General features: G+C 51.5%; 30 protein-coding genes. 1 reads left to right on the top strand and 29 read right to left on the bottom strand.

The annotated features are described in order from the left end of the window. Positions 1–33: 33 nt before the first annotated feature. The 29 genes from AC6I4B_RS05275 to AC6I4B_RS05135 form a co-directional block, all read right to left on the bottom strand. The gene (locus AC6I4B_RS05275) at positions 34–1,083 is read right to left on the bottom strand and encodes an EscU/YscU/HrcU family type III secretion system export apparatus switch protein (protein WP_497770140.1); all 1,050 of its coding nucleotides are present in this window, start codon (positions 1,081–1,083) and stop codon (positions 34–36) included. Beyond that, positions 1,076–1,846, bottom strand: coding sequence for an EscT/YscT/HrcT family type III secretion system export apparatus protein (locus tag AC6I4B_RS05270; RefSeq protein WP_497770139.1), 771 nt, complete (start codon positions 1,844–1,846; stop codon positions 1,076–1,078). Before AC6I4B_RS05270 ends, AC6I4B_RS05275 begins: the two co-directional genes overlap by 8 nt. Continuing rightward, entirely contained in the window at positions 1,846–2,112 is a 267-nt protein-coding gene (locus AC6I4B_RS05265; protein ID WP_497770137.1) for an EscS/YscS/HrcS family type III secretion system export apparatus protein, read from the bottom strand. The genes AC6I4B_RS05270 and AC6I4B_RS05265 overlap by 1 nt, the downstream gene beginning before the upstream one ends. Next, positions 2,109–2,756, bottom strand: a complete 648-nt coding sequence (gene sctR, locus AC6I4B_RS05260) for a type III secretion system export apparatus subunit SctR (protein WP_497770136.1) — start codon at positions 2,754–2,756, stop codon at positions 2,109–2,111. The genes AC6I4B_RS05265 and sctR overlap by 4 nt, the downstream gene beginning before the upstream one ends. Positions 2,757–2,833: 77 nt before the next feature. Then, on the bottom strand, positions 2,834–3,820 hold the full coding sequence (locus AC6I4B_RS05255) for a YscQ/HrcQ family type III secretion apparatus protein (protein ID WP_497770134.1): 987 nt from the start codon (positions 3,818–3,820) through the stop codon (positions 2,834–2,836). Next, complete coding sequence (locus tag AC6I4B_RS05250) at positions 3,801–4,169, bottom strand: Secretion system apparatus protein ssaP (RefSeq protein WP_497770133.1); 369 nt, start codon at positions 4,167–4,169, stop codon at positions 3,801–3,803. The genes AC6I4B_RS05255 and AC6I4B_RS05250 overlap by 20 nt, the downstream gene beginning before the upstream one ends. Further along, positions 4,159–4,530 (bottom strand): hypothetical protein, encoded by a 372-nt coding sequence (locus AC6I4B_RS05245; RefSeq protein WP_497770131.1) that lies wholly within the window; start codon positions 4,528–4,530, stop codon positions 4,159–4,161. The genes AC6I4B_RS05250 and AC6I4B_RS05245 overlap by 11 nt, the downstream gene beginning before the upstream one ends. After that, the gene (locus AC6I4B_RS05240) at positions 4,530–5,843 is read right to left on the bottom strand and encodes an EscN/YscN/HrcN family type III secretion system ATPase (RefSeq protein WP_497770130.1); all 1,314 of its coding nucleotides are present in this window, start codon (positions 5,841–5,843) and stop codon (positions 4,530–4,532) included. The genes AC6I4B_RS05245 and AC6I4B_RS05240 overlap by 1 nt, the downstream gene beginning before the upstream one ends. Then, the gene (locus tag AC6I4B_RS05235; RefSeq protein ID WP_497770129.1) at positions 5,833–7,875 is read right to left on the bottom strand and encodes an EscV/YscV/HrcV family type III secretion system export apparatus protein; all 2,043 of its coding nucleotides are present in this window, start codon (positions 7,873–7,875) and stop codon (positions 5,833–5,835) included. Before AC6I4B_RS05235 ends, AC6I4B_RS05240 begins: the two co-directional genes overlap by 11 nt. Before the next feature lie 5 nt (positions 7,876–7,880). Next, positions 7,881–8,252 carry a type III secretion system protein SsaM gene (locus AC6I4B_RS05230; protein WP_497770127.1) on the bottom strand — a complete coding sequence of 124 codons (372 nt, stop codon included), beginning with the start codon at positions 8,250–8,252 and terminating at the stop codon, positions 7,881–7,883. A gap of 54 nt (positions 8,253–8,306) precedes the next feature. Beyond that, positions 8,307–9,302, bottom strand: coding sequence for a TyeA family type III secretion system gatekeeper subunit (locus AC6I4B_RS05225; RefSeq protein WP_497770126.1), 996 nt, complete (start codon positions 9,300–9,302; stop codon positions 8,307–8,309). Further along, positions 9,265–9,963 carry a type III secretion system stator protein SctL gene (gene sctL, locus AC6I4B_RS05220; protein ID WP_497770124.1) on the bottom strand — a complete coding sequence of 233 codons (699 nt, stop codon included), beginning with the start codon at positions 9,961–9,963 and terminating at the stop codon, positions 9,265–9,267. Before sctL ends, AC6I4B_RS05225 begins: the two co-directional genes overlap by 38 nt. After that, complete coding sequence (locus AC6I4B_RS05215; protein WP_497770123.1) at positions 9,945–10,550, bottom strand: type III secretion system domain-containing protein; 606 nt, start codon at positions 10,548–10,550, stop codon at positions 9,945–9,947. The genes sctL and AC6I4B_RS05215 overlap by 19 nt, the downstream gene beginning before the upstream one ends. Continuing rightward, positions 10,532–11,278: an EscJ/YscJ/HrcJ family type III secretion inner membrane ring protein SsaJ gene (gene ssaJ / locus AC6I4B_RS05210; protein WP_497770122.1), complete on the bottom strand. Its 747-nt coding sequence runs from the start codon at positions 11,276–11,278 to the stop codon at positions 10,532–10,534. Before ssaJ ends, AC6I4B_RS05215 begins: the two co-directional genes overlap by 19 nt. Further along, complete coding sequence (gene sctI, locus AC6I4B_RS05205; protein WP_497770120.1) at positions 11,275–11,544, bottom strand: type III secretion system inner rod subunit SctI; 270 nt, start codon at positions 11,542–11,544, stop codon at positions 11,275–11,277. The genes ssaJ and sctI overlap by 4 nt, the downstream gene beginning before the upstream one ends. Before the next feature lie 24 nt (positions 11,545–11,568). After that, a complete protein-coding gene (locus AC6I4B_RS05200) occupies positions 11,569–11,817 on the bottom strand; it encodes an EscG/YscG/SsaH family type III secretion system needle protein co-chaperone (RefSeq protein ID WP_497770119.1) in 249 nt (82 codons plus the stop codon). Continuing rightward, positions 11,814–12,029, bottom strand: a complete 216-nt coding sequence (sctF, locus tag AC6I4B_RS05195; protein ID WP_497770117.1) for a type III secretion system needle filament subunit SctF — start codon at positions 12,027–12,029, stop codon at positions 11,814–11,816. Before sctF ends, AC6I4B_RS05200 begins: the two co-directional genes overlap by 4 nt. Positions 12,030–12,118: 89 nt before the next feature. Beyond that, entirely contained in the window at positions 12,119–12,922 is an 804-nt protein-coding gene (locus AC6I4B_RS05190; RefSeq protein WP_497770116.1) for a hypothetical protein, read from the bottom strand. A gap of 35 nt (positions 12,923–12,957) precedes the next feature. Then, the gene (locus tag AC6I4B_RS05185; RefSeq protein WP_497770114.1) at positions 12,958–13,392 is read right to left on the bottom strand and encodes a SycD/LcrH family type III secretion system chaperone; all 435 of its coding nucleotides are present in this window, start codon (positions 13,390–13,392) and stop codon (positions 12,958–12,960) included. A gap of 9 nt (positions 13,393–13,401) precedes the next feature. Beyond that, positions 13,402–13,839 carry a type III secretion system effector protein SseE gene (gene sseE, locus AC6I4B_RS05180; RefSeq protein ID WP_497770112.1) on the bottom strand — a complete coding sequence of 146 codons (438 nt, stop codon included), beginning with the start codon at positions 13,837–13,839 and terminating at the stop codon, positions 13,402–13,404. A gap of 17 nt (positions 13,840–13,856) precedes the next feature. Further along, complete coding sequence (sseD, locus tag AC6I4B_RS05175) at positions 13,857–14,498, bottom strand: type III secretion system translocon protein SseD (RefSeq protein WP_497770110.1); 642 nt, start codon at positions 14,496–14,498, stop codon at positions 13,857–13,859. Between the two features lie 14 nt (positions 14,499–14,512). Beyond that, positions 14,513–15,973: a type III secretion system translocon subunit SseC family protein gene (gene sctE, locus AC6I4B_RS05170; RefSeq protein ID WP_497770109.1), complete on the bottom strand. Its 1,461-nt coding sequence runs from the start codon at positions 15,971–15,973 to the stop codon at positions 14,513–14,515. Further along, positions 15,954–16,463 (bottom strand): CesD/SycD/LcrH family type III secretion system chaperone SscA, encoded by a 510-nt coding sequence (gene sscA, locus AC6I4B_RS05165; protein WP_497770107.1) that lies wholly within the window; start codon positions 16,461–16,463, stop codon positions 15,954–15,956. Before sscA ends, sctE begins: the two co-directional genes overlap by 20 nt. Continuing rightward, positions 16,463–17,044 (bottom strand): type III secretion system translocon protein SseB, encoded by a 582-nt coding sequence (sseB, locus tag AC6I4B_RS05160; protein ID WP_497771941.1) that lies wholly within the window; start codon positions 17,042–17,044, stop codon positions 16,463–16,465. Before sseB ends, sscA begins: the two co-directional genes overlap by 1 nt. Before the next feature lie 28 nt (positions 17,045–17,072). Next, on the bottom strand, positions 17,073–17,354 hold the full coding sequence (locus tag AC6I4B_RS05155) for a hypothetical protein (RefSeq protein WP_497770106.1): 282 nt from the start codon (positions 17,352–17,354) through the stop codon (positions 17,073–17,075). Between the two features lie 81 nt (positions 17,355–17,435). Beyond that, the gene (locus AC6I4B_RS05150; RefSeq protein WP_497770105.1) at positions 17,436–17,669 is read right to left on the bottom strand and encodes an EscE/YscE/SsaE family type III secretion system needle protein co-chaperone; all 234 of its coding nucleotides are present in this window, start codon (positions 17,667–17,669) and stop codon (positions 17,436–17,438) included. A gap of 12 nt (positions 17,670–17,681) precedes the next feature. Next, the gene (sctD, locus tag AC6I4B_RS05145) at positions 17,682–18,872 is read right to left on the bottom strand and encodes a type III secretion system inner membrane ring subunit SctD (RefSeq protein WP_497770104.1); all 1,191 of its coding nucleotides are present in this window, start codon (positions 18,870–18,872) and stop codon (positions 17,682–17,684) included. After that, a complete protein-coding gene (locus AC6I4B_RS05140) occupies positions 18,865–20,349 on the bottom strand; it encodes an EscC/YscC/HrcC family type III secretion system outer membrane ring protein (RefSeq protein ID WP_497770102.1) in 1,485 nt (494 codons plus the stop codon). The genes sctD and AC6I4B_RS05140 overlap by 8 nt, the downstream gene beginning before the upstream one ends. 7 nt (positions 20,350–20,356) lie before the next feature. Next, positions 20,357–20,731 (bottom strand): pathogenicity island protein, encoded by a 375-nt coding sequence (locus AC6I4B_RS05135; RefSeq protein WP_497770101.1) that lies wholly within the window; start codon positions 20,729–20,731, stop codon positions 20,357–20,359. Positions 20,732–20,991: 260 nt separating this feature from the next. On the opposite strand from AC6I4B_RS05135, the gene AC6I4B_RS05130 reads away from it, so the two are divergent. Continuing rightward, on the top strand, positions 20,992–23,742 hold the full coding sequence (locus AC6I4B_RS05130) for a two component system sensor kinase (protein WP_497770100.1): 2,751 nt from the start codon (positions 20,992–20,994) through the stop codon (positions 23,740–23,742). Positions 23,743–23,769 lie beyond the last annotated feature (27 nt).

The raw sequence follows: 23,769 nt of genomic DNA, 5'->3' as shown, positions 1-23,769 counted from the left end.
ATAACCTGATAAAAGAGGCCTGACCCAGCCCCTTTACTCTTCTTCATCATAATTAAGATCCAGTACCATTCGCAGTAAAGCCGCCACTGGCTCAAAGAGAAATTCAGGTATCGCCTCACCCTCTTTAACCTCATAAAATAACTGGCGCGCCAGCGAAATATTTTCCACCATCGGAATAGATTCTTTCAGGGCCAGAGCAACAATATGTTCAGCCCTCGCATCTTCGCCTTTATCAAGTATTTTGGGGATCGGCGTTTCGATTGGGTCGTAACCGAGGCAAATCGCAATGTGCGTTGGGTTACGGATAATGACCGCAGATTGCTTAACGTTCTGCGCTAAACTGCCGCTTTGTATTTCGCGCTGCATCTCACGCCGCCGCTTTTTAATCTTCGGGTCACCTTCAAGATTCTTCCGTTCCTGTTTTACGTCCTCTTTGCTCATACGCAGTTGTTTCATCGTGTTATGCGTCTGGAAAGCGTAATCAATAACACCGAGCACCACGTAAAAGGCCAGCAATGCGTACCACATCCAGCGGATCATGACCGAAAATAGCGGAATAGCGCAGTTCACACCACAGTATGGGATAGCCTGAAATGTCTGGGAAAAATAGCGGAAAACAAACAGGAAAATCAGACACAATAATATGACTTTCAGACACGATTTAAATAATTCCACCAGGCTGTGCAATGAGAAAATCTGTTTAAGGTTACTTACTGGGTTAATTTTCTCGCCCTTGATCTTGACCGCTTTAGTGGCAAGCATAAAACCGATTTGTGCAACCAGGCTGGCGACAGTCGCTATTGACAGCATTCCGGCGAATAAGGCGAAAAATTTGCCTCCGGCGGTCACTAATGCCTGCGTCAACAGGTTAATCGCATAGTCAAAAGGCTGATTGATAAGCTGGGAAGTCAGTAATATCAGCGCGGTGATTTGACGTAAAACCTCATCGGCAAAAAAATGGAAAAACGCCAGTATCGTGAGTAGCTGAATGCCGGAGGTTATCTCCAGGCTTTTGATAACCTGACCTTCATTGCGGCTATCACGTTTCTTTTTCTCGGTTGGCTTCTCGGTTTTTTCACTCATGGCTGGCAAACCAGCGGCTCACATGCCGATAGAGCGCTTCACTTTCCAACTGGTAATGATGGAAGGCGTAAGGCAGTGAGACAAGCAACAACAACAGCGCCAGCGCACTTTTTATCGGCATCGATAAGAAGAAGACGTTGAGCTGTTGAGCGGAACGGTTGAGTAACCCAAGCGCCAGATCTGCCAACACCATACAGAGCACCGCCGGCAGAGAGAAACTCAGGCACAGCCGGAACAGCACCTGCCACTCGGACAGAAGAAAATGTAAAAAAGGCTGGTTAAATATAATCGCCTTGCCAGGGGGTAAATAGTCGTATGACCCATACAGCGCCGTCAGTAATTCGTTGAATCCGCCGGAAATAAAAAACAGAGCGCACAGGAACTGGCTAAATAGCAGGCCAAAAATCGATGTTTGCACCGACAGCGCCGGGTTGAATACGGTTCCCATCGTTGCGCCACGTAGCGTATCAATCAGGAATCCCGCCATATCCACCGCCCAGAAGGGGATCGCCGCACAAAAGCCTAACATCAGGCCAATGACCAGCTCTCCGGGAATCAGACTCAACCACTGCCATCCCTGATGGATAACGGGCTGGGCATAAAAAACCGGCAGTACCGGCAAGACTATCGCCAGCAGCACACCATTGCGAATCAGCGCCGTCCCCAGGCTGCCGATTTGCAATAGCGGGAACAGCAATGTGAGGCCAAGCGGCCTCATCATCGCCAGCGCCACAGTCACCAATCCGTCATTAATAGGGAGCATTAGCCGTGTACTCCTATTTGCAATAATACCTGACGCGTATAGGCCAGCAATAGTCCCCCCAACCAGTGGTAGGTCGCCATAATGACTATCGATACGGCCAGCAGCTTTATCATAAATTGCAGGGTTTGATCCTGAATCTGAGTCAGCGCCTGGAGTAGGCTGACCGCGATCCCGACCACCGATGCCACCACCACCACCGGCAGTGAGGTCATCAGCACTAGCCATAGCAGTTCTGTGACGTAATGAGTCAGGCTGGCATCATTCATGTAAAGCTCTGCACCAGTTGAGAAAGAATCAGCTCCCAGCCGCCGGCTAACAGAAAAATCAGGAGTTTGAATGGTAAAGAGATGGTCATTGGCGAAACCATCATCATCCCCATTGCCAGCAGCACGTTGGAAACCAGTAAGTCGATAGCCAGGAATGGCAGGTAGATGAGCAGGCCAATGCGAAACGCCTGCGACAGTTGGCTGACGGTAAAGGCAGGCAGCAGGATCAGCAGTGAGTCCGTCTTAATGCGATTCCGAACCTCTTCCGGCCAGGTTCGAGCTATCAGCCCCCGAAAATAACGCGCTTCTTTTTCGTCACTGTTTTTTTGCAGAAACTGGCGGTAAGGGCCTAGCGCATGGCTGTCCCAGCCCTGTAGCCACGGTGGTGCACCCGCCTCACTGGTCGGGTGCCACTGGTCTTTTACCGCAATGGCCGTCGGAGCCATGATAAAAATGGAGAGCACCAGCGCCAGACCATAGAGCGCCATATTGGGAGGAACCTGTTGAATGCCGAGGGCATTGCGCAAAATCGAAAGCACCACCGCCAGCTTCAGGAAAGAGGTTCCCATAACGATAGCAAGAGGCAATATGGAGAGTAAAAATAGCAGGGCAACTAACTGCCAGGGGGAGTCAGGTAAAGGCATGATCTGTCCTTTTTGTACGGCACTAAGTCAGTTATAACCGCCGTCCCCTCCCCCTCCAATAAGGTGTTAACCCTATCTTAACTCACCATCAAGGTATCCTCTGAGTGCAAAAACCATTGGGTCACTCGCACCACAAAATTATCACCGCAGGCGATCAGTTCCCCCTGACCTATCACCCTGCCATTCAGTCTTAGCCTGACCTCAGGCGTAAGTCTGACCTCTGTGGCAAGGAGATCGCCTTCGCGCAGCGTTCTTAGCGCGCCAAGGGTAATATCAATTTGCCCAACCTCTACCAGGATCTTTTGCGGTAGGGTATCAAGATGAAGCGACAAAGACGAAGAGGCGTCTATATCATCGCCGCTCTCAGCCAACAGGCTTTCCATATCGTTTACAAGTTCTTCAATTTTCACATATTCTCCTGATTCAATACGGATACGCACAGCGCTTCCTGTCGCCAGTACCGCGACAAACTCGCCGTCGCGTGGATGACCAAAAGAATTAACCCGTAGCCCAACCCCAATACAAATGTTCCTGATTTCATTGACGGAAACCTCGCACCAACCGGCGTAGCAGGAGAAAGATGCCGGAGGCAATAAGTGTACTGGGCGCGGTCTGGCGGTAATTTTCTGCACAATGGAGTGAAACCAGGAGGCAGGCCAACCAAATAGCACTGCGCGAAAGGAGCAACCGTCAACCTGCCAGGCAAAAATCACGGCAAGATAATGGTTCAATATGCTGCACCGCGTCGGTTCTCCTGAGGGGTAGTGCAATTTCGCACCGCTAGCCATCAACAGCGGCGACAGCCCCCATTCGGCAACCCCCGCCAGCAGTTGGGGGTCGATATCTTTTGCCAAAGAGGTCCCTAGCGTACCTTCACACCAATTCTGCCAGTCGTTTTCTGCCAGCCAGATCTCGCATAACGAGCCCCCTACGGTAACGGAAAACAGACGTCCCGCCTGGCTATCCGTCCAAAGTCGGGAAGCAATATGTAAATCACCCAGGTCTATGCCTTCCTCCTGTAGCCTTCCGGCAACTTCACTCTCTTCAGGAAATATCAGCGTCATACACCACCTCCAGCGCGACGTTATGCCCGGCCGCCAGTAACCCCGCGTTAAGCCAGGCAGAAAAGTGTTTCAGATGACGGTATAAATCGTGCTGCGGTACGAGCATCTTCAGGCTGGTTTTTCCTTCGTGCGTTTCTATCTCACAAATAAGCCCGTCCGCAGCGCCCCCCATCAGCCGATAGCGTTGTTTGTATTTCCGCAGGAGCGCCTTTCCCTCCCCCTTATCGTCAGGTAATTCCGCCACCTGCGCCATCAGTCGGGTAAATTTAGCGGTATCCGTCGATGGTGATTGTTCCTGTTTGGGCAACCGTTGATGCCAAAGGCAGCCCTCTGTTCGGTTAACATTCATCGTTCAGCAGGCTCCTTAGCTTTTCTTTTTTCTTCATAATTTTTACCAATTCACATCGAAGCTGGTTCAGTTGTTCCTGAAGCCGCCTTTGCGTATCCGCGAGCGAGCGCTGTTGCTGCGCCACGCTGCACTCCTCACGAAATAAATTGTTCATGGTTTGTTTCTGCATCATGAGTTCGCCAGCCGTCAGCGTGCCGGACCAACTGAGTGCCAAAAAGAGCTTCTGAGTGAGTTCATCACGCTGAGCCTGGCACTGAAGGCGTTGCTGCTCTGCTTGCTGATGCAGGTGCGTCACTTCCCGCATCTGCCGCCGCAGACGATCCTCGCGTCGGCCTTTAATCTTGAATAAACAGTCCAGCATCACACGCTGGTCAGATAACGCATTTGCTCCAGCAGCTCGTCGAGATCGCATGGTTGATTACTCTGTTGTTGCAAGAAGAGGCAAATCTCGGAATACATTTCCACCGCCTGGTCGGCCTGTGGGTCTTCTCCACGGACATACTCCCCAATACGCACCAGCAGCTCCACTTCGCGATAAACCGACAACAGATGGCGTAGTGCGTTCGCCAGGGCGCGGTGTTCATCGCTAGTGACCATCGGCATTAGACGGCTCAGGCTTGCCAGGACGTCAATGGCTGGATAATGGGCTGATTCCGCCAGACGGCGCGAGAGTACGATATGGCCATCCAGTAGCGACCTCACTTCATCGGCCAGCGGTTCGTTCATGTCGTCACTTTCCACTAACACGGTGTAAAAAGCCGTAATACTGCCGACGGCGCCCTTCCCCGCTCGTTCAAGCAGCCGTGGCAATGCGGCAAAAACGCTGGGAGGGTAGCTGCCGGATACCGCTGGCTCTCCGCTGGCGAGGGCGATTTCCCGCGCCGCGCGGGCATAGCGGGTTAACGAGTCGGCAAACAGCAGTACGCGTTTGCCCCGGTCACGAAAGGCTTCCGCGATGGTTGTCGCGACCCACAGCGCCCGCATTCGCTCCAGCGCCGGGCGGTCTGACGTTGAAACCACCATAATGCAGCGGCGGCGTGTCTCCTCTCCCAGCGTTTGCTCAATGAACTCACGCACTTCACGACCACGTTCACCAATCAGCACCAGCACGTTGATATCGCTATCCGGGCTTTGGCACAGCATCGACATCAGCGTACTTTTCCCGACACCTGCTGCCGCAAAAATCCCGATGCGCTGACCTTCGCCACAGGTTAAAAGAGAGTCGATAGTGCGGATCCCGGTCAGCATCGGTTTTTCAATCAACTGACGCAGCAGCGGCGAGGGCGGCGGGCCGTCGTAATCTCGCCACGGCCCTTGTAGATCAGGGCCGTCATCCAGGGGCAGCCCCATACCGTCCAGCACTCGGCCTAAAAGATCCTCCCCCACCGGGACACGATGCCGTCGCCCCATCGGGCGAACGCGCTGCCCCCAGTACAGGCCAGCCGTACTGGCAAAGGGCGAAAGCAAGGCCGTCGCGCCGTCAATGCTCACCACTTCGGCAAGCGCACCTTCTGGCAGCAAACAACACACCTCGCCCATAAAAACGCCGGGGAGATAAGCATTGAGCAGCGTCGAACCAACGTGCAGTAACCGTCCGGTCTTCAGGCAACCTTGTGGTAAGTCACGCACTGGAGTGAGGGATTGTTCTATTGCAGCCAGAACGTCAGCCTTCATCGTTATCACCTTCGAGCTCCTGCTCTGTTAGATCAATGCTGTGAACAACCTGTACTTCGCAGTTCTCCCCCAACTCCTGCCAGGAGAGCACGGGAACATTAAACAGGCTCGTTTCAGTGATTTTTCGTAGGAAACGACGGGCATCGACGGAGGTCACAATGTTCAAGTCTCCATGCTCTGCCAACGCCTCGTGAATCAAAGTCAGGATGCGAGAACTTTGCGTCAGGTTAATGGCGGCGTAGGTTCCCATTGAGGTCTGGCGAATTGACTCGCGAATCAGGTTTTCGATCCCCTCTCCCACGCGCAATACACGTAGCGGTTCATCGCCCACTTTAAGTCGGCGCAAAATATGTCGGCGTAGCGACATGCGCACATATTCGGTCAGCATCAGTACATCTTTTTCACGCGGCGCCCATTCAATCAGAGTGCCGAAGATGGTGCGCAAATCGCGGATCGAAATACTTTCCGCCACCAGCCGCTGGAGGACTTCCGTAATTTTGCTTATCGGTAGCTGTCGCTGTAGCTCTTTCACCAGCTCCGAATAACGTTTCTCCATCGCATCCATCAGATATCGCGCTTCCTGCACGCCGATAAACTCAGGCATGTGGCGCAACAGCACTCGCCGAAGTAATGCAATAACGCGCTGGTTTCCCTCTTCAACCGATAGCCCTATGCTCTGCGCTTTTTTGCCCTCTTCCGCCGACAGCCAGCCGATATTTCCCATACCGTCGGCAAGTTTGTGCACCTCGCACCCCGGCTGTTTATCCGGCTCCAGCAGCAGGTACGCCTCTTCGGGAATCGGTAATGAAAAGACCGGCTCCTGGTAAATCAGCACCGTCATGCCCTGTTCGGGGTTCCGTTCATCGACCTTGATAGTCACTTCCGGTAAAGGCACGCCGTAATCTTCAAACAGCCTCCAGCGTAAGGCGTCGATATCCCGCGCCAGCGTGCTGGTATTCAGCGACGGCATCACATTTAGCGTTAATGGGCGTGCTCCAGGTTGCATCATCTCTTCACCCTGCTCATCCGCAAGCGCAGCATCGTTTTGCGGGAGTCTGGAGCGACGCCAGAAGAAAAAAAATGGCAGTGCGGTAAACACCGCCAAAACAGAGAAATCAAGAAATGGGAAGCCGGGGATCAGGGCAAACAGCAGCAAGATGGCGGCGGTAAGCAGCAGCGCCTGCGGCTGTCGGCCAAGCTGTGCGGTTAATTCGCTGGCAAGGTTCTGTTTTTTCTCGCCAGGGACGCGCGTTACGATTATCCCGGCGCTCAGGGAGATAAGCAGGGAAGGAATCTGACCACACAGCCCGTCGCCTATCGACAGCACGCTATAGGTTTGTACTGCCTCGCCCAGCGGCATGTCGTACTGCACCACGGCAATGATGATGCCACCGATAATGTTGACCAGAACGACAATAATTCCGGCAATGGCATCACCTTTGACAAACTTCATCGCGCCATCCATTGCCCCAAGAAAACGACTCTCCTGCTGCACCTGCTCGCGTTGATGGCGTGCTTGTACCGCATCAATCACCCCGGCCCGGAGGTCGCCATCAATACTCATTTGCTTACCGGGCATACCGTCGAGAGAGAAACGGGCGCTCACTTCGGCGACACGCTCAGTCCCTTTGGTGATGACGATAAACTGGATAATGGTGATGATGGTAAAGATAACCAGCCCGACCGTCAGGTTGCCGCCAACCACAAAATGGCCGAAGGCATCGACGATATTTCCCGCGTCGTGTTGTAGCAAAACTAGTCGCGAAGTACTGATGGTTAATGACAGACGGTACAGCGTGGTAATCAGCAGCAGAGAAGGGAAAACAGACAGGTCCAGTGGTTCATTAATATAGATGGCAATCAGTAGTAAAATAACCGAAAACGCGACGTTGACGGCGATGAGGATATCGACCATAAACGTCGGCAACGGCAGGATCATCATCACGATGGCAATTAACAGTACCACCGCCAGTATAATGTCCTGCCGCCCGGCACAGACTGCGAGCGCCCGCTGGAGGCCCCGCGTACTCATGCTTTTCACCACTGAGTTTTGCATAGCGACTCCAGGAAGGCTTGCTGACGGCGATGCACTCGCAGCCATAGTTCCGCTGCGCTATCGGCGTCTGGGCAACACACTATCGCCAGGCTGCGGCGAAGCTGAAAAATACGTTGTGGGATACCGGAAAAGTAGGCGGGCTGCCAACGACTAAGCGCCAGCAGTAACAGAGTGTCATCAAATGGCTCCAGCGGCATACACTGGCTAATGTGAATTCGGCCCCCCCGCCATGTCAGCCAGGTTTGAAACCGCTCTCCCTGCCAGTACATCTCGGCGGAGACTGGCCTTGCGGGCAGATCGGCTAACTGCATAAACAACAGAATGTTGAGTTCTGTAACTTTGTCTAACGCCATACTACCTCCGCTTCCATCTGGTTACAGAGTTCCAGATATGGCGCAGGTGAGGAATCAGGTGATAACCCGATCTCCTTTCATACCACGCAGTACAGTAAGGATTTGTTCTCGCTGATCTTCATCGTTAAAACAGGCATCGGGCATCTGCAAGAACAGCGCATCCAGATGCTGTAATAGCCGATTGTACAAACGCTGAGAAGTTGCCCTCTGCGCCAGACGTGGCGCAAGCCATCCGTCAAATAGCCAGCTTTCGTTGGTCATGTCGATGAGTAGCGGCATTAGCGTTCCCGGCTCCATCTGACAGATTGACTCGACTCGCTGGCACTGCTGCTCAAGCCCTAAAAACAACAATAGCCGACGCAAGCGTACCAGTACCGCAGCCAGACGCTGCTGCTGAGATCCGGCTACACAGGCGGAAAGCTCAAAGGCCATCATCCGCAGTAAGACCTTCACCCTTTGACGCCTGTCGGGCCAATCCATAATCCGCTGGAACCATTCGGACAATGACACATCATCTTCATCCATTGCCTTCTGGAATAAGCGGTTAATTTGCGCCAGAGCGCCTTTGTCCACATGCCCTAATTCCAGCAGGCCAAACAGCGAGATTTCCCAGCCCTCCTGTGCCATCAGTTCAGCAAGTTTATCGTTAAGTGTTCGGCGTTTTTTGCTCTGTGATTTTTCGGCAAGTATTTGAGCCACAACGCCCAATAGCTGTTGACCAAGGTGCTGGCTGTTATTCTGCGGTGCCAATTGAGCATTTATACCGCCATTATGCTCCTGCATCCGTTGAACCATCCTCAACAATGCTTTTTGCCGCTGCTCCATTTGTTCCGTTGAGTGAGTCTGCTGAAGATCTTTCAGTCGTCCACTCATCACCATTCCCATATCTTCCAGCGTTTCAAGCATCGCGTTACCGGAAGCCTCCTGCATTTCAATCAACGCCAACTCCATCGGTGATATCGCTTCGGCTGCATGAGCATGGGCATGAGCCTCCTGTTGTCGCAGGTCGGCGTCATGATAGTGCTGAGTGATTATTTCCGATATTTTCATCTTGCTCTCCCGTTTGCGGAGAAGTTGAACGTAGCCATTGCAGCAACTGCTTAAAATGGTCTTCGAGTGAAAACGCCACCGAGAGTTGGGACGAGGCCAGAACCGCACAATCACGAGCGAGTTCAGGGTCGGGCATCAGCACAAAACGCGATCCGAACTCCTCTTGCATACACTCCAGAAGGTCAGGATGGCACTGCAACGTTAAAATACCTTCATTCGCCATCTGCTCCGCCTGCCAGCTCAGCCGGGCGCACAGCGCTTTATCAAGTGGTTGCTGCTCAAACCACGCGCTTAGCACCTGTTCGATACAGTGGTGAATACGGCTAGATACTGCGCTGACTAGCGCCTGTTCTTGCGCCTCGTCGCCCTGTAAAAGGCTAACGTGTTTTCGCAGCCAACGGCTTTGCCACCGCTTGAGCGTATCGCGCTTTAATGCTCTCAGTTCTCGACGTTTTTCGGCCTCCATTTCAACGCAGCGTTTGCTCGCCTCACGAATGAGGCTCTCTGCTTTACGCCTTGCCGCATTAACAATTTCCTTAGCATCAAGGCGCGCACTACGAGCCATAGCGGCCTGTTGAAGCAGCACCGTTAACTGTTCAGCCGGGATAATGCGCCCGTCAGGAAGTACCCCATCAAATTCAGTCAGCGGAAGTCGGCACATAGCGTTTGCTCCAGTAAGTTCATCGCCAATCCAGGTACCGTCGGCCATAACGCGCGCTTGCTGGGCGGTAGCGTAATCAGTACCGCATGTAGCACCGGATCGTTCTGGGCGGTGCGGTTGAGCACCGCAGTGCCCAGTTCTAATGCGTTTTCCAGCGTTTGCACGGGGGAAAAGATGGCCCTGTTGTTCCCCTTGCATAGGCCAAACAGTTGCCAAAGAAGCCCGTCATCAAGCCAGCGTAAAAGCACTCGTCGGTAATCTGGCAACAGGAAGTAGTCGCGACAACCAAGCTCCAATAAGCCCGTTGCCAGTGCAAAGGACTGGATGCGAGAAGAGAGTTGCACAATGCGCTGTTGTCGGGGATTAAGCGAAGTGGGAAGACGGGGCGTTCCTCGTCGCTCCTGTAACGCTCGATTCAGGCAGCGATCAAGGGGCGGATTTTCCCCATAGCCCCAGCGTGGCCGGGGAGTGAAGCCAATCGACATCAGCCAACCTGGATGGGCGTAGCGCGCAGGCGTCCAAAGATAACGATGTAATTGCAGCAGTGTTTTATCCGGCGACAGCCCCACTATTGCCTTTTTCGCCATACTATCGGCATCAGGAACAGTAGCAGCAAAATGGACAGAACCAGCGACGGAATCAAAGTCCAACGATGTCGGTTTACCCACGCAATGGCCCTCTCTTCTACGGCCCTCAATGAGGGCGGAATTGCTGTTTCAGTCGGCGCAATAGCCGTACTCCGCATACGAAATTCGGCAGGCTGCATCAGAATACCGATCTTCTCCTTCTGCACACCGGGGATAGACTTCTCCACCAGGTTGCTTATCTGCACCCGGAAAGCTTCCAGATTGACCTGCGGTGAGTATTTTATAAATACCGCTACCGAGGCCGGCCCAGTGATCCCATCGTCATTTTGGCTGCCATAAGCAATCGTCACGTTAGCGTGAACAACCCCGTCCATTTGACTCAGCATCCGCTCAATTCTCTGCTCATTAAGGAACACGATTTTTTGCTGTTCCTCAGCGGGAGACACGACCAGTTGATTGGGCGGAAACATGGTTTGGGCAGAGACATAGCTACGTCGAGGGAAGCCGTTTAAGCGCAGCAGTTCAACAGCATTAATAAACTGGGATTTTTCAACCCGCAGCGTGATGCCTCCTGCATCAGGTTGCTTATCAGCATCAATGTTGTGTTGCATCAGGATCGCGAGCATCTGGTTGGCATCCTCTTCAGGCAATGCGCTATACAGCTCGACGCGGCAACCTGTCAGCAGTAAAGCCAGACCCGTGACGAGTACCAGACGCAGGATATTCATGTCATATTGGCCAGTTTATTAACTGATTGAGATACCGCACCGGCAATCTTCGCGCCCAGGTCAACCCCCACAGTGGTTCCCAGGGTGGTTGCCTGCTGCACTAACATCTGCGTTGGAGATAAGTTACCTACCCCGCCCTGCGGAGTACCCGCGAATAACAATTTATTGAACTCATTAATCTTGTCATCGGTTGGCGCATAGGACTCGGATGGTGAAGGGTTTGCGGCCATGGTGGCGACATCCACCGCGTTTACACTGTTAATCATAGTCATTTCAAACTCCCGTTATGGTCATTTAAACCAGGCTTTCAGTGTTTCAGCTTCAGGAATGGCGACGTCAGAGAGAATCTGACGCGCCTTTTCTGATTCATTCAAACCGGCCAGCAGTATCGCTTCGCATAACGCTTGTAAACGGGTATCCGCCACTAACAAAGGCAGTGCAGGTAAGATCTCCTGCACCTGCCTTTGTAGGCCGTGATTGATACCCGCAAAAGCTGACTCCACCACCAGCCGACGTTCATCTTCCGTCAGCACCATCATATTTTGGAGATAATCCCGCTAAGCATATCTTTGATGGTTTTTAGCATCGCACTCTCGTAATTGATAAAAGTTGAGTATTGCTGAACGGCAAACTGAGCTTTAAGCATGGCTTCAGGATTCGAGATATCCTGGCCATTCATTTTGTCCTCAATTGCCTGCCCAGCCTGATGCGACAGACGCGATAAAGTATCGACTAGCTGCTCAACGTTCATATTTACCTCCGACGATACGAGCTATACCTCTGGAATTATGACCGTCTGCACGTGGTCGCCTATCAGGTGATAACCTTAAACGTTCACCACTATGCGTAGAGGCCAGGGTCTATAGTCCCACACCTTTTCGTTTCTTCCAGCAAGCGGTCATAGCTCTCAATGAGTGACTCCGCAAATCCTTTGACCTCTTCCTTGTCCATTTGACCATACTTTTTGTCCTCTGGAATTGCATCGATATTGTCTCGGATGCGTTCAGCACGATCGGTGAGGGTACCTGCTCCATTCCCCATAAACGTGAGTATCGCCGTGATGCCCGTGGACACTTTAGATATAAGATCGGCAGGCGTGCCAGGAACATTCACAGGACAAAAGAAAGGCAGCAAAACAGAGGATACAGCCAGGCCACTCCTGAGTGCGAAGGAAGCCGCATCGCCAACGCTTTCCGCTTTGGATTCACCAAGACCACACTTCATCATCAGCGTTTTAACCGCGAGAAGAATGCTATTGCCCCCTGTTTTCAGCGTGCCGCGATCGTTATACACCTGAACCAGGTTATACAGTGCACAACAGGCATCCCCTGCGGCGATAAGAAACGCCGCGCCTGTTACGGCGGCAATAGGGATCCCTGCGCCACCGGTCAGCACGGTAGCGGCCACAGAAAGCCCAAAAGAGAGGCCGGCCATGGCAAGGCCCAGCAAACTCTGAACAAAATACCCGATAAATGCCTTCCGATTCTGGAGGGCTTTCTCAGTCAACACAGGAGTAGTCTCTTTCTCTGTGCCCGGTGCCATCAGCTCTGGGGGAGAGATATCATGTGTATTGGTTTTTAGATTATTGTCGAAATCGACCTTGTTAATGGCCCCACTAGCCCAATTGCCATCTTCAATTTTCACTGCCCATTTTCCTTTGGATTAGTCTATGACGGGTACTAAGCCAGGAGCTGGCTTAGCATTTTCTCTGCATTCACGCGAACGGTGCTATAGGAAGGATCGTCGTAGCTCATCGTCAACGCTATCTGCAACGCTTCCCTGGCGGCAGAGCAATCGCCAAGGGCGTTTAAACATACGGCTATCTGATACATTGGCTCAGGGTCGCAGACATCCAGCATCAGTGCGTAGCCGTAGTAACTTATCGCCTGCTGATATTCCTGTTTCATCATCATCGCGCCGGCGAATGCCACATGCGCACGCCAGCTCCACGGCTCATTCATCACCAGCCAACCAAAATCCACCAGCGCGCTATCGTAATCTTGCTGTTGCCAGGCCTCGTAGCCCCGGGCATAAACCTCATCCGGTGAGAGCTCCAGCGCCTTTTTGATTACGGGGTCCTGCCGAAGCTGCTGTTCAATAGATATTGAGTCCATATACTGCCTTTATTCATTCAAAAGCGATGACCGTCGCTTTATTTGGTTACGCATACAATCAGCCGTGATTTCCAGCCAATTTTCGCCATTGTGAAACACGCTGACCGCCCCCAGCTTGCACAGCAAACGCACTAGCCGTTTGCGCTGCATCGCCAGAAGGCTGTCCCATACATCCGTTATCACCAACATTCTTACACAACGAAGCCACGATACCTGCTGGAACAGACGGCGGAGGATTCTCCATAGGCTTACCAGCGATGAGAGCTGCGGCTGGCTGTCTGGCACTCGCTCGAAGCGGCACAGAATCAGCTTGTCCTCATCAACTCGGTAGACAAGGCGATAAGGATAGCGCTCCACCTGTTGCCCTAGCAGTAACCCACAGCCGGGTAAACAGGCAGGAGTCGGATGTAGCCCCTCATTACGCAACAGTTTCTCTATCTCACCCATATAGAATCCCCCGGCATTTAGTGGGAAATAGCACGCAGCACCTGACTAAATACCTCAACAAGGTTGCGCCCCATGTCCATCGTTTGTTGCATGATTTCACGGGCTTTAATCAGCACATCGTCCAGTGTTTTGGCGTAAGACTGCGCCCCTTTGTTTTGCAGTTCAGCAACGGCTTTTTCGGCATCGGCTTTGCGGGTTTCGCTTCCTGAAATCAAATTACCAATACCGCTGGCCCCCTGACTTGCCGCGTTACCGACAGCCATGCCAACGTCACCGAAAAACACGCCGCCAACCATGGCCACACCACCAAGTATCCCGCCAATTGAGCTGGCCATGGCGGCGTTATAGTTGCCGACGATAGCTTTGAGGTTTTGCTGGAACGCATTAATTTCAAGTCCCCAGCCCAGCTCCTGTTTCTTCTGGTTGTAGAACTGCATCGTGTCGCGTAGTTGTTTTGCGAGCATCAACAGCTTGATCCAGATTTCATCAAACATGGCGAAAAAGGAGTTTGTATCGAGCGTTGCTTTTGCATTTCCCTGAATATCAACGCTACCGTTTATAGATAATGTCTGACCCGCTGTTTTATCTGGCAGCGCATCAGCGACACAACCGAAATCGATATTTCCAATTGAATTTACAGAATTGATTGGTTTAGACATAAACCCTCCTCTCCTCAGGCTAGATTTCCAGCAATATTCGCCCACACCGTGCCACAGCTATCAAGGTTGTCCGACGCAACTTTCTGCGTATTCGCGCCATCCTGGTATGCTTCCTTCAACTTTTTTTGCAGCGTGTTCTTGTTTACTTCCGTAGAATCCAGCATAAAATCGTTAAAAACCTGTTGCATCATCAGACGTTCGATTTCGGTTTGCAGCTTTGCCGTTCGGGCCGCCACTACTGATGATGAAATTTTATTTGCACCACCAACAGCGGCCCGCGTCACAGTCAAAGATTGTCTAATGCTGTCGGCGATAACGGTCTTAATAATGCTGCCACGTAGCTCTTTCAAAATGGCGTCGCGAATTTTATTCATCACGACCTTTTCACCTTCGTTCAGTAACTCTTTACCCGCTTTTATGATCGCTTCTTCCACCAGCTTAGCCACGCCTTCGCGGGTAAAACTTTCGCCCATGGACCCCACCATGTGTAATTCGGCCTCTGCTTCATGGGCCAGGGCTTCTATCGCCATATCACCGACTTCAACCATCTCGCGCTCAAGCGCCATACCAAAATCTTTGCCCACCATCTTGCTGACTTCCTGACCTGCTTTCTCGGCCAGTACTTTCAGTTCCTCTTCAGCACCTTTGGCGACGGCGTCGATGATTTTTTTACCCACGCCCGATTCCATCACCTCTTCGGTCGCTTTGGTGATAGCTCGAGCGGCACTGATACCACGGCCAATCTGTATGACATCCAGCGCCAGCGCCACGCACTCACAGGAGGTTTGCACCTTGCCAGAGATATTGCTAACTTCTTCGCAAGTTGACTTATCAGCCCCCGCCTGCTCGGCTATCTCTGCGCCCACCTTCACCATCCCGGCAAAACCGGCCGCCATATAAGCAGCACCATCAGCAATCGCCAGAGCATCACCCGTTGCCAGCCCTGAGGCCATCTTCATGACACCGACAAACTCCTCAACGCAGCTGATTATCCAGCCGAAAACAATGCTGGTGGCTGCGGATTTACGTACCTGGTCAGACTGTTCGATCGCTTTCTGGATTTGCTCCTGATACTCTGCGACCTGCTTATTACGTAGCGCAGTCTGAACCTCTGTTGAGCGTTCTAACTGCTTGCAAAGGGAGTTGGCGGTGTTACCAGAAACGCTAAGCCCCAACTGCATCATCATCATGGATAAGATCATGGGATCCATGGTCAGTAGCTCACGCGCCACCGGGCGAACACTGGGAGGCAAAGCCTCCATGAGGTTACTAAGCGCCTTGTCTACCTGCGGTAGACTCACATGGCCTGACCCCTTCACGCTGCTATCATCGTTACCTAATAGCGCTTTTGGATGCAGGCGTTTTCCTAGTGCCCCACTGGGGATCTTGTCGGATTGCTGCACGTTGTCGGCTAAAAGAGTAGGGAAAGTCTCACCGATGACGTCAAGATTGCCGTCAATTTGCATTCCACCCATGATAATCTCCTGTTTTACTCAGGCCTTCTCGCGCACGCCGTCGAATATCGGCAACTTCCTGGTCCTCTTGATGTTCTCCCTGATATTCCGTCCCGCATACAAGCAACGCAGCCTGAAAGGCTTTGGCTGCCTGCGGCAGATTACCGCAGGCGAGATAACATTCTCCGGCGGCACAGGGAACCAGCGCCTCCGACACCCTTATTTTCGCGGCACGCCCATAGGCGTATATAGCATCAACCCAAGCACTGTCGGCCTGGCAGCAAGCTCCCAGTTCAAACCAGTACTCAAAGGACCAGGCATCATAGATGGTCAAGACCTTGAAAATACGGGCAGCTGAACCGTATTCCCCCGCACTGGCTAACTGACGTGCGTAGCGATACAGCACATCAAGATCGCTACTGACATCAGTGTCAAACAACATGCGCAGCGCGCCGCCCTGCTGGAAAAATCGTAATAGCGTTTGTACTTCCTGGACATCAGTGTTCATCATCAGTACATCTTCTGTGCAATCATGCTGAGTAAATCACCCCATTTGCTGAGCAAACCGGTCATCTGGGTGATAACGGCGTTGATCTCCTGGGTCATTTTCTGAACGCTCAATTGCCCCTGCGTAAACAGGTCGGTGTCGCGGCTCGCGCTGTTATCGAGCGCCGCTTTGATAGCCTGAAGCGACCCTTTATCCAGCTCACCTGAATCACCATGACTACTGATATAGGAATCAATTGATACGCCATCGACAAGAATGCCGTTTTCTTTCATGTAGCTGATGACTTCATTCGGCACTGGCTTACGGGTTTTGTCGTCGCCTTTAGCGGCTTCGGCAATAACCTCATCCATCCGGTTAGACATATCCTGCGTATCACGAGCACGATTGGTACTGGTATTAATTTTGTTGAAGAGAGCATTGGCGATTTTCTGCAAAACAAGTTGCAAATTATCAAGAACCGAAAACCCAAAGGCGAATGGATTATCATTCTCCTGCCCACTACCAGAATTTTTGCTATTACCAGAAACTCCCTTAACACTCGACGTTATAGCATTGTACGAATAATCGTTAGAACCTATTGACATATCACTCATATTTCCACCTTAAATAACACTAGCTGTTATTACCTATGGATTTGATCCGAGATTGCAATTGCTTCAATGCAGCGTTCAACGCTTTTATATCTTTTTTAGCTTCACGCTCCAGCCCTAAAATACCATTAGGAATGAGCGTCTTTAGGTCACTGAGTTTTTCCGCAGCAACAGGGTCTGTTGCCGCGCGATCCGCCAGCTCCCCCATACTCCGTTTCAGAACCGTGAAGTTTGAATAACACTGACAGAGCCGATTATATTCGCGCTCCATTCTTTTTTGTTCAGCAGCAATATTTGTTTTCATCAGCACACCTCATCGTTTCTGGAACGTTTATCAACAAAAATAATCGTCTCTGACTCGCCTGATGATTATTTCGCCTTGAATCTAATCAGATTTTGCAGGCTTATTGTGATAACGATAAGCAATCACTTTAATAATATCTTCGGCCTGAATGACTGCCTCCAGCAATAAGGTGAAATGCTGATATTGTTGCTGAGTAGCAGGGGCTTTCATCAATTGCAACAGGCGTATTCTCGCTGTAGCAAGTATTCTTAATTTATCCTCGGCATGTGCGATGGAATCGCGCATGCTGTCCTCTAAATAAGTCAGCGTAGGCATGGCGTTATTGGCTCAAAAATTGAAAGGATAGTTAACCAGTGAATCAGAAAATCTGAGCGTCACCGCCTTATCGGTTAGCGCAATAACTTCACCGCCGTCGGGTAGCTGGCTACCTACCCTCAGGCGCTCTCCGTTTTTCAGCAGCAGGTATAGCCCCAGTTGCCCATGAACAATAGCGGCAATCGGCGAAGGGAAACGTTGCTCCCCCTCATTTGACGATGACACACTCTGGTAACTCAGGGCTATCCCGGGGAATCGTTGGCGTAACTGCTCCAGCAGGTCGTTTAAAACAAGCCGCTTTTCATCGGTCAATATGCCGCTGATGACGAACGCATGACCGACGGAGGTGACACTCACGTCTCCTGCCAGCCCCTTACGCAGCAGTTCGGTAATGAGTGTATTGATCTGAGTTTCATGAGGGTTGTTGATATGCAGTTGTTTCAGACCGGGAATACTGTTCAACTGCTGCTGAATACCGGCCCAGCGCTTGCCCATGGTGATATCGGCATTAATGCTAACCTCACCCGGAGAGTTACTGGAAAGCTCGGCATCGTCGTACCCGGCCTGCGCCAGGACATCACGCACCTGGCGGATAAGCTGGTCGGAACAGATGACATTATCATAGTACAGCACTCCCCAGGCGCTCAGTTTTAGGCGAACGCTTTGTAACTTGTCGCTATTTTCACAGTAGCCAGAGAGCGCGAGTGTGCCATCTTTTTCCCATTTGGTTGTGACCTGCGTCAGTCCCGCCTGCTGGAGTAGCTGCGTCACCTGAGAGGCGATACTTATCGGCATCGACACGCTCTGGGTACTGAGAAAAACGAACGCGGTGGTTCCCATCAATATCAGGCACGCCAGCGCCATCACCCAAAAAAGGGCTGGCCTTCCGCTACGTAGCGGATAGCGAGACAAGTCTGCATGATGCTGGCCATACGCTATCGTCAGACCCAGAGCCTGCACTACCCCTTCTTCAGGCAAGGGTTTATGCGGATTATGCCGCCGACCATTGACCCGCACAGCCGCGCTGCCGGGATTGATCAATAACCCTTCAGCCGTTGACGTGAACTCCAGTTTGTCGCCACCGCGCAGCGGAAGGCAGAGATCGCAACCGCGTTCCCCAACCGAAAGATGCCCGTCAGCCAGCCAAACTTCGCGGCCATGCAGCAACCCGCCGAGCAAACGAATTTTCCACTCTTTATCCATGATGACTGTCGCTATTGGCTACGGTTGCTTTGATCAGAAACAGACGGATAACACTATGGGTCTGGTTAAGCTCATTGCGGAACAAATGTCCAATAACCGGTATGTCGCCCAGTAAAGGGATTTTGTTCTGCGCCTGAACCTGTTTATCCTGTTTAAAGCCGCCCAACAGGAGGCTTTGTCCCGGATGAAGCGTGGCCTGAGACGCTATTTCTGAGTTTTGAACTTCCGGTAAAGGTTCATCCTGGCTCAACGGCGGATTTTGCTGTCCGTCCTGAATATTGAGACTCAGCATAATATTCTGCTTACCGTTCTCCTCTAACAGTCGAGGCGTCACCCTGAGAAGTGAGCCAGTGGTGATAGATTCCAGTTTTGCCACTTTGTCACCCTGTAGCTTGGTGTAAAACGTGACATTTTTATCCAGTACCGCCTGAATGTTATTGAGCGTCACCACCGAGGGCTGCGACAAAATATAAGCGTGTGAGTTTTTCTCCAGCGCCACCAGTCGCGCCATAAAACCGGAGGTGTTGCTGATAACGGTCGAGAATCCCCCTCCGGCATTACTGTCCGGGCCGTTAAACGAGATAGAACCGCCGCCCAGAGAGAGCGCCGCGCTCCAGTCAATACCGAGCTGGCTGACATCCCCGGCATCGACATCAATAATCATCACCGAGATTTCTATCATCTGTGGCCGCTTATCCAGCTCGTTGATAAGCTTGCGGTAACCCGCCATGTTCACCGAGCGATCGCGCACGATAACGGCATTCTGCCGTGGATCGGCAGAAAACATGGGTAACCCTTGTGTCGCGGCAGAACTGCTGCCTGCCGTCGGAGAACTTCCGCGACTCATATCACGCAACACGCTGACAATCCCTGGTACGACAACCGTTTGGTCACGGTATTGATAATGGTCATCCACCGCCGTCGCATACTTAAGCGGATACACAATCAGACTCACCGCATCATCCTGGCGTCGGGTCATCTCGACATCCAGCATTGACGCCAGTTGCGTAATACGCGTAATACAGGCCGGAACGCCGCTAATATCCAGCGCGTTGGCGCTGGGGATCGTTCTGGCTTCACAGCTATTTTGCTCGGGTACATCACGTTTATTCAGGTAACGAATAAATGTGCTGGCGGGAAGTGTTTTCAGTGTGATAACGCGATGTTCCACTTTTACCGAGGGATATACAAACAGGGTATTTCCATCAAGATAGGTGACTAAATTATACTGCGTGGTTAATTTTTTTAGCGTTTCAATAGGAGAGGAGGAAGGAAGAGTGCCACTAAATGTCTCCGTAATCGCGGGGTCAATAACGATTTGCGTATCATAGTTTTCAGCCAAATTTTGTAATACCACTGCCAGTGGTATTTGCCGAGCGCGCAACGAAAAATCGTCACCTTTCCAGGTTAACGTTTGACCATGAGCAAATACACATACGAACAGCGCAGGAAGAACTACGGCTCTATTGAATATCATACAAGCCTCACACTCTGCATTTTTTTTGACTGACAATTACGTTTGCCAAATATCGCGTCAGAGCCAGCTGTTTTTCGATTTCAGTGGCTATTTTTTCACCAGACATATTCTTTTCATAATAACAACACAGCCAGCCTCCTTCAGGAATTAACTGCAAGGAGTGATCATGAATGTCAGGGCTAGCGGCAAGCAACAACGTGATATATCTCACGGTTTCCAGGGGGAAGTTGTCAAGACGGTCAATAAATATGGCCAGAACCAGAGACAGAGAACACAAATATCCGCGTGCCGTTCTGTCATCCAAATCCATCAACATGATAGCGCCATCTGATGAAATTCGTAAGTTCTCGACAACCGGGATCTTTTTTAATTTCTCAAACATAGATAGGGCCTCCTGAACAAAGGCCATATTCAGTTAAAAACCCCAAGGGGTACATCAGTAAAAGACCTGATATCTTTTTTTTAGCGTCTTGCCATCATATTCACTTACAAATTTACACAATAATTCTTTGCTGCGTTTATTACTCTTTATATTGAATAGAGTTTCCACAAAAAAATTTAGATTAAGGAAAGTATTTAATATTTCCGCATCACTAAGCCTGATTTTTTTGCGGGCCGTAAAACTACTTAAGGACAACAGCAATGAAAAATCAGCATTCCCTGGTAGGGAAATTAACGCTACTGATATCTGTTGGCCTGCTAATTATTTGGCTGATTACTATATTCACCACGACATATATTTCATTAAATCAGAGTCGGCAGAGAATTATTGAGAGTTTATCACGTATGTCTCACATGAGAGTGGGACTCAGCAACCATCGTTTTGAAGGGGCGGAGCGCGATGCGATGTCGCTGGCACAGAGCTACGGTCTTTATCGCTATGCGCCCATGAATACGCATCCGGCGGCGAAAAGTGAAAGCCGTTATTTCCCCGTTGATGCCAATATTTGTACTCCGCAGGATAAGCAAGCTCAGGATCTGAACTTCATCCAGGTTTATGGTACAGCCGGGCAGACATACTATATGGATAGTTTTATTCTTGACCGCCGCTATGGCATTTCTCTGCTGCCGCCACTTGAACACTCGCCCGACTATTTTATTCGCCGCGAACACGAGCTGTGGCAATTTCCACGTCGTGCAACGCATGACAATCTGTTCTGGGGAAAACCAGAATATATCCCCGGTACTGGCTGGAGTGTTTCCATTGCGGCAGCAGGCTCTCATGACATCCTGATTGGCTTAGCGGTTAAACTTAATGACCTGCTTTCTTACGGCCAAAACGTCTCCAGTAATGACATCAATCTCTGGCTTGATGAGCACAATCACATTCTGCCCTTCTCTGAGCTAACGGAGAACGAGCATAAAAATCTGCAACAGCTACTGCTGAATACGCCGCTCCACGACGGATGGCAAAAAATACCCGGCTACCTGGTATTACGCAGTGAGCTAAAAGGGCCTGGCTGGCAGCAGCTTATCTTATATCCGACAAGCGGGGAGCTAAAACGCGCGCTTAAAGTCGTGGCGGAGCAGTTACCTTTTGCCCTGACAACCCTACTGCTACTGGCAATTATGTTGTTCTGGCTACTTCACCGCTACCTGGCGCGTCCCCTGTGGGACTTCGTCGATATCATTGAGAAAACGGGGCCAAATACCCTTTTCGTTCGGCTGCCGGAAAACCGTAACGACGAGCTAGGAAGCATTGCACACGCCTATAATTTGCTTCTCGATACCCTCTACGAGCAGTATTTCAACCTCGAGAATACCGTCGCCGAACGCACCCGCGAACTGACGATAGCCAAGCAGCAAGCTGAACAGGCAAATAAGCGTAAAAGCAGACACCTGACGACGATAAGCCACGAGCTACGCACCCCTCTGAACGGTGTGCTGGGGGCACTCGAACTGTTGCAATTGACCCCGATGAGCGAGAAACAGGCGCAACTGTCCAATACCGCCAGTCAGTGCACCCTCTCTTTACTCAGTATCATCAATAACCTGTTGGACTTTACGCGTATTGAATCCGGCCAATTGTCGTTACATGTCGAAGAGACTCCAATACTCCCTTTATTGGATCAAGCAATGCATACCATCCAGGGGCCGGGTCAAAGTAAAGGTTTAATGCTGAAAACGTTTGTTGGCCGCTGGGTTCCGTTGATACTCGAAACGGATGGCACCCGCCTGCGGCAAATTCTGGTTAACCTGCTGGGCAACGCCCTGAAATTTACCGAAAAGGGCGCGATTTGCCTTAGCGTAAAACGCAGAGATGATTTCCTTATTTTTGCCGTGAGCGATAGCGGGCGTGGGATTTCCCTTACCGATCAAAAAGCCGTTTTCGACCCTTTTTTCCAGAGTCATGGGCATAGCCAGGGAACGGGCCTCGGCCTGACGATTGCCTCTAACCTTGCGAAGATGATGGGCGGATGGCTGGAGTTGCGCAGCACCGAAGGGCTTGGCACCTGTATCTCCCTGCTGCTTCCGCTCGGTAAATATCATGAACCCGAACCACTGGTTGGAGAGATTGACGCGCCGCTGGTCTTACATCGCCAGCTCTGTGCCTGGGGGCTGACATGCGAGATAGCCCGACAAGAGTGTGCATTAAGCTCTGATGACCTGTGCTTCCTGCCGGGGAAACTGCGCGAGACGGTTATCCACGCCCTTTCAGGAGAAACGAGCAGTAATACCGAACCGCTTCCGGTGCAACCCTGGAGGCTACACATTCTGCTGGTCGATGACGCGGACATCAATCGGGATATTTTTGGCATGATGCTGGCTTCACTTGAGCAAGACTTCACCCTCGCGGCGAGCGGCAAAGAGGCGCTGATGCTGGGCCGACAGCAACGATTCGACCTGGTGCTGATGGATATTCGGATGCCGGAGATGGACGGGATGGAGTGTACCCAGCGCTGGCGGCAGGACGCAGAGAACCTGGACCCAGACTGCATGATTATGGCGCTTTCGGCGAATACCGCCCCGGAAGAGATCAGCCGCTGCAAACAGGCTGGAATGCAACATTATCTGACCAAACCCGTTTCTCTCAACCAGCTAGCCAATGGTATCGCCATTGCCGTGGAGTACCAGCTAGAGCGCGATATCCCTCTTGAGGAACAAGACCACTCCGTAGGCGAAGCTTTGCTTCCGATGAATGATGCTGCAATGCGCCAGAAAATACGCCAGTCGCTGCACCAATTGCTTTCTGAACTCGAACAAAATTTAAGCTCATTGCAGAACACATCGTCATTGCTACATACCTTAAAAGGTTGCCTCGGACAGGCGGGGTTAAGCCCTTTGGTATGCAGTGTCATTGATATGGAGAACCGAGTGCAACACGGCCTACCGTTAGCCGCAGAGGAAATTCACGAACTTCGCTACGCCCTGAATTTGGCATTGGATGCTTAAGCCAGGTCCGGCCAACAAGGCCGTCTA

The organism is Kluyvera fluvialis (genome assembly GCF_059725275.1).
Note: the sequence above shows the minus strand (reverse complement) of the source record. Positions and strands in the feature narration are given on the sequence as shown.

Coding starts and splice junctions, on each gene's coding strand:
- AC6I4B_RS05275 (WP_497770140.1), bottom strand. CDS start 1,083: ATGAGTGAAAAAACCGAGAAGCCAACCGAGAAAAAGAAACGTGATAGC.
- AC6I4B_RS05270 (WP_497770139.1), bottom strand. CDS start 1,846: ATGCTCCCTATTAATGACGGATTGGTGACTGTGGCGCTGGCGATGATG.
- AC6I4B_RS05265 (WP_497770137.1), bottom strand. CDS start 2,112: ATGAATGATGCCAGCCTGACTCATTACGTCACAGAACTGCTATGGCTA.
- sctR (WP_497770136.1), bottom strand. CDS start 2,756: ATGCCTTTACCTGACTCCCCCTGGCAGTTAGTTGCCCTGCTATTTTTA.
- AC6I4B_RS05255 (WP_497770134.1), bottom strand. CDS start 3,820: ATGACGCTGATATTTCCTGAAGAGAGTGAAGTTGCCGGAAGGCTACAG.
- AC6I4B_RS05250 (WP_497770133.1), bottom strand. CDS start 4,169: ATGAATGTTAACCGAACAGAGGGCTGCCTTTGGCATCAACGGTTGCCC.
- AC6I4B_RS05245 (WP_497770131.1), bottom strand. CDS start 4,530: ATGCTGGACTGTTTATTCAAGATTAAAGGCCGACGCGAGGATCGTCTG.
- AC6I4B_RS05240 (WP_497770130.1), bottom strand. CDS start 5,843: ATGAAGGCTGACGTTCTGGCTGCAATAGAACAATCCCTCACTCCAGTG.
- AC6I4B_RS05235 (WP_497770129.1), bottom strand. CDS start 7,875: ATGAGTACGCGGGGCCTCCAGCGGGCGCTCGCAGTCTGTGCCGGGCGG.
- AC6I4B_RS05230 (WP_497770127.1), bottom strand. CDS start 8,252: ATGGCGTTAGACAAAGTTACAGAACTCAACATTCTGTTGTTTATGCAG.
- AC6I4B_RS05225 (WP_497770126.1), bottom strand. CDS start 9,302: ATGAAAATATCGGAAATAATCACTCAGCACTATCATGACGCCGACCTG.
- sctL (WP_497770124.1), bottom strand. CDS start 9,963: ATGTGCCGACTTCCGCTGACTGAATTTGATGGGGTACTTCCTGACGGG.
- AC6I4B_RS05215 (WP_497770123.1), bottom strand. CDS start 10,550: ATGGCGAAAAAGGCAATAGTGGGGCTGTCGCCGGATAAAACACTGCTG.
- ssaJ (WP_497770122.1), bottom strand. CDS start 11,278: ATGAATATCCTGCGTCTGGTACTCGTCACGGGTCTGGCTTTACTGCTG.
- sctI (WP_497770120.1), bottom strand. CDS start 11,544: ATGATTAACAGTGTAAACGCGGTGGATGTCGCCACCATGGCCGCAAAC.
- AC6I4B_RS05200 (WP_497770119.1), bottom strand. CDS start 11,817: ATGATGGTGCTGACGGAAGATGAACGTCGGCTGGTGGTGGAGTCAGCT.
- sctF (WP_497770117.1), bottom strand. CDS start 12,029: ATGAACGTTGAGCAGCTAGTCGATACTTTATCGCGTCTGTCGCATCAG.
- AC6I4B_RS05185 (WP_497770114.1), bottom strand. CDS start 13,392: ATGGACTCAATATCTATTGAACAGCAGCTTCGGCAGGACCCCGTAATC.
- sseE (WP_497770112.1), bottom strand. CDS start 13,839: ATGGGTGAGATAGAGAAACTGTTGCGTAATGAGGGGCTACATCCGACT.
- sseD (WP_497770110.1), bottom strand. CDS start 14,498: ATGTCTAAACCAATCAATTCTGTAAATTCAATTGGAAATATCGATTTC.
- sctE (WP_497770109.1), bottom strand. CDS start 15,973: ATGGGTGGAATGCAAATTGACGGCAATCTTGACGTCATCGGTGAGACT.
- sscA (WP_497770107.1), bottom strand. CDS start 16,463: ATGATGAACACTGATGTCCAGGAAGTACAAACGCTATTACGATTTTTC.
- sseB (WP_497771941.1), bottom strand. CDS start 17,044: ATGTCAATAGGTTCTAACGATTATTCGTACAATGCTATAACGTCGAGT.
- AC6I4B_RS05155 (WP_497770106.1), bottom strand. CDS start 17,354: ATGAAAACAAATATTGCTGCTGAACAAAAAAGAATGGAGCGCGAATAT.
- AC6I4B_RS05150 (WP_497770105.1), bottom strand. CDS start 17,669: ATGCCTACGCTGACTTATTTAGAGGACAGCATGCGCGATTCCATCGCA.
- sctD (WP_497770104.1), bottom strand. CDS start 18,872: ATGGATAAAGAGTGGAAAATTCGTTTGCTCGGCGGGTTGCTGCATGGC.
- AC6I4B_RS05140 (WP_497770102.1), bottom strand. CDS start 20,349: ATGATATTCAATAGAGCCGTAGTTCTTCCTGCGCTGTTCGTATGTGTA.
- AC6I4B_RS05135 (WP_497770101.1), bottom strand. CDS start 20,731: ATGTTTGAGAAATTAAAAAAGATCCCGGTTGTCGAGAACTTACGAATT.
- AC6I4B_RS05130 (WP_497770100.1), top strand. CDS start 20,992: ATGAAAAATCAGCATTCCCTGGTAGGGAAATTAACGCTACTGATATCT.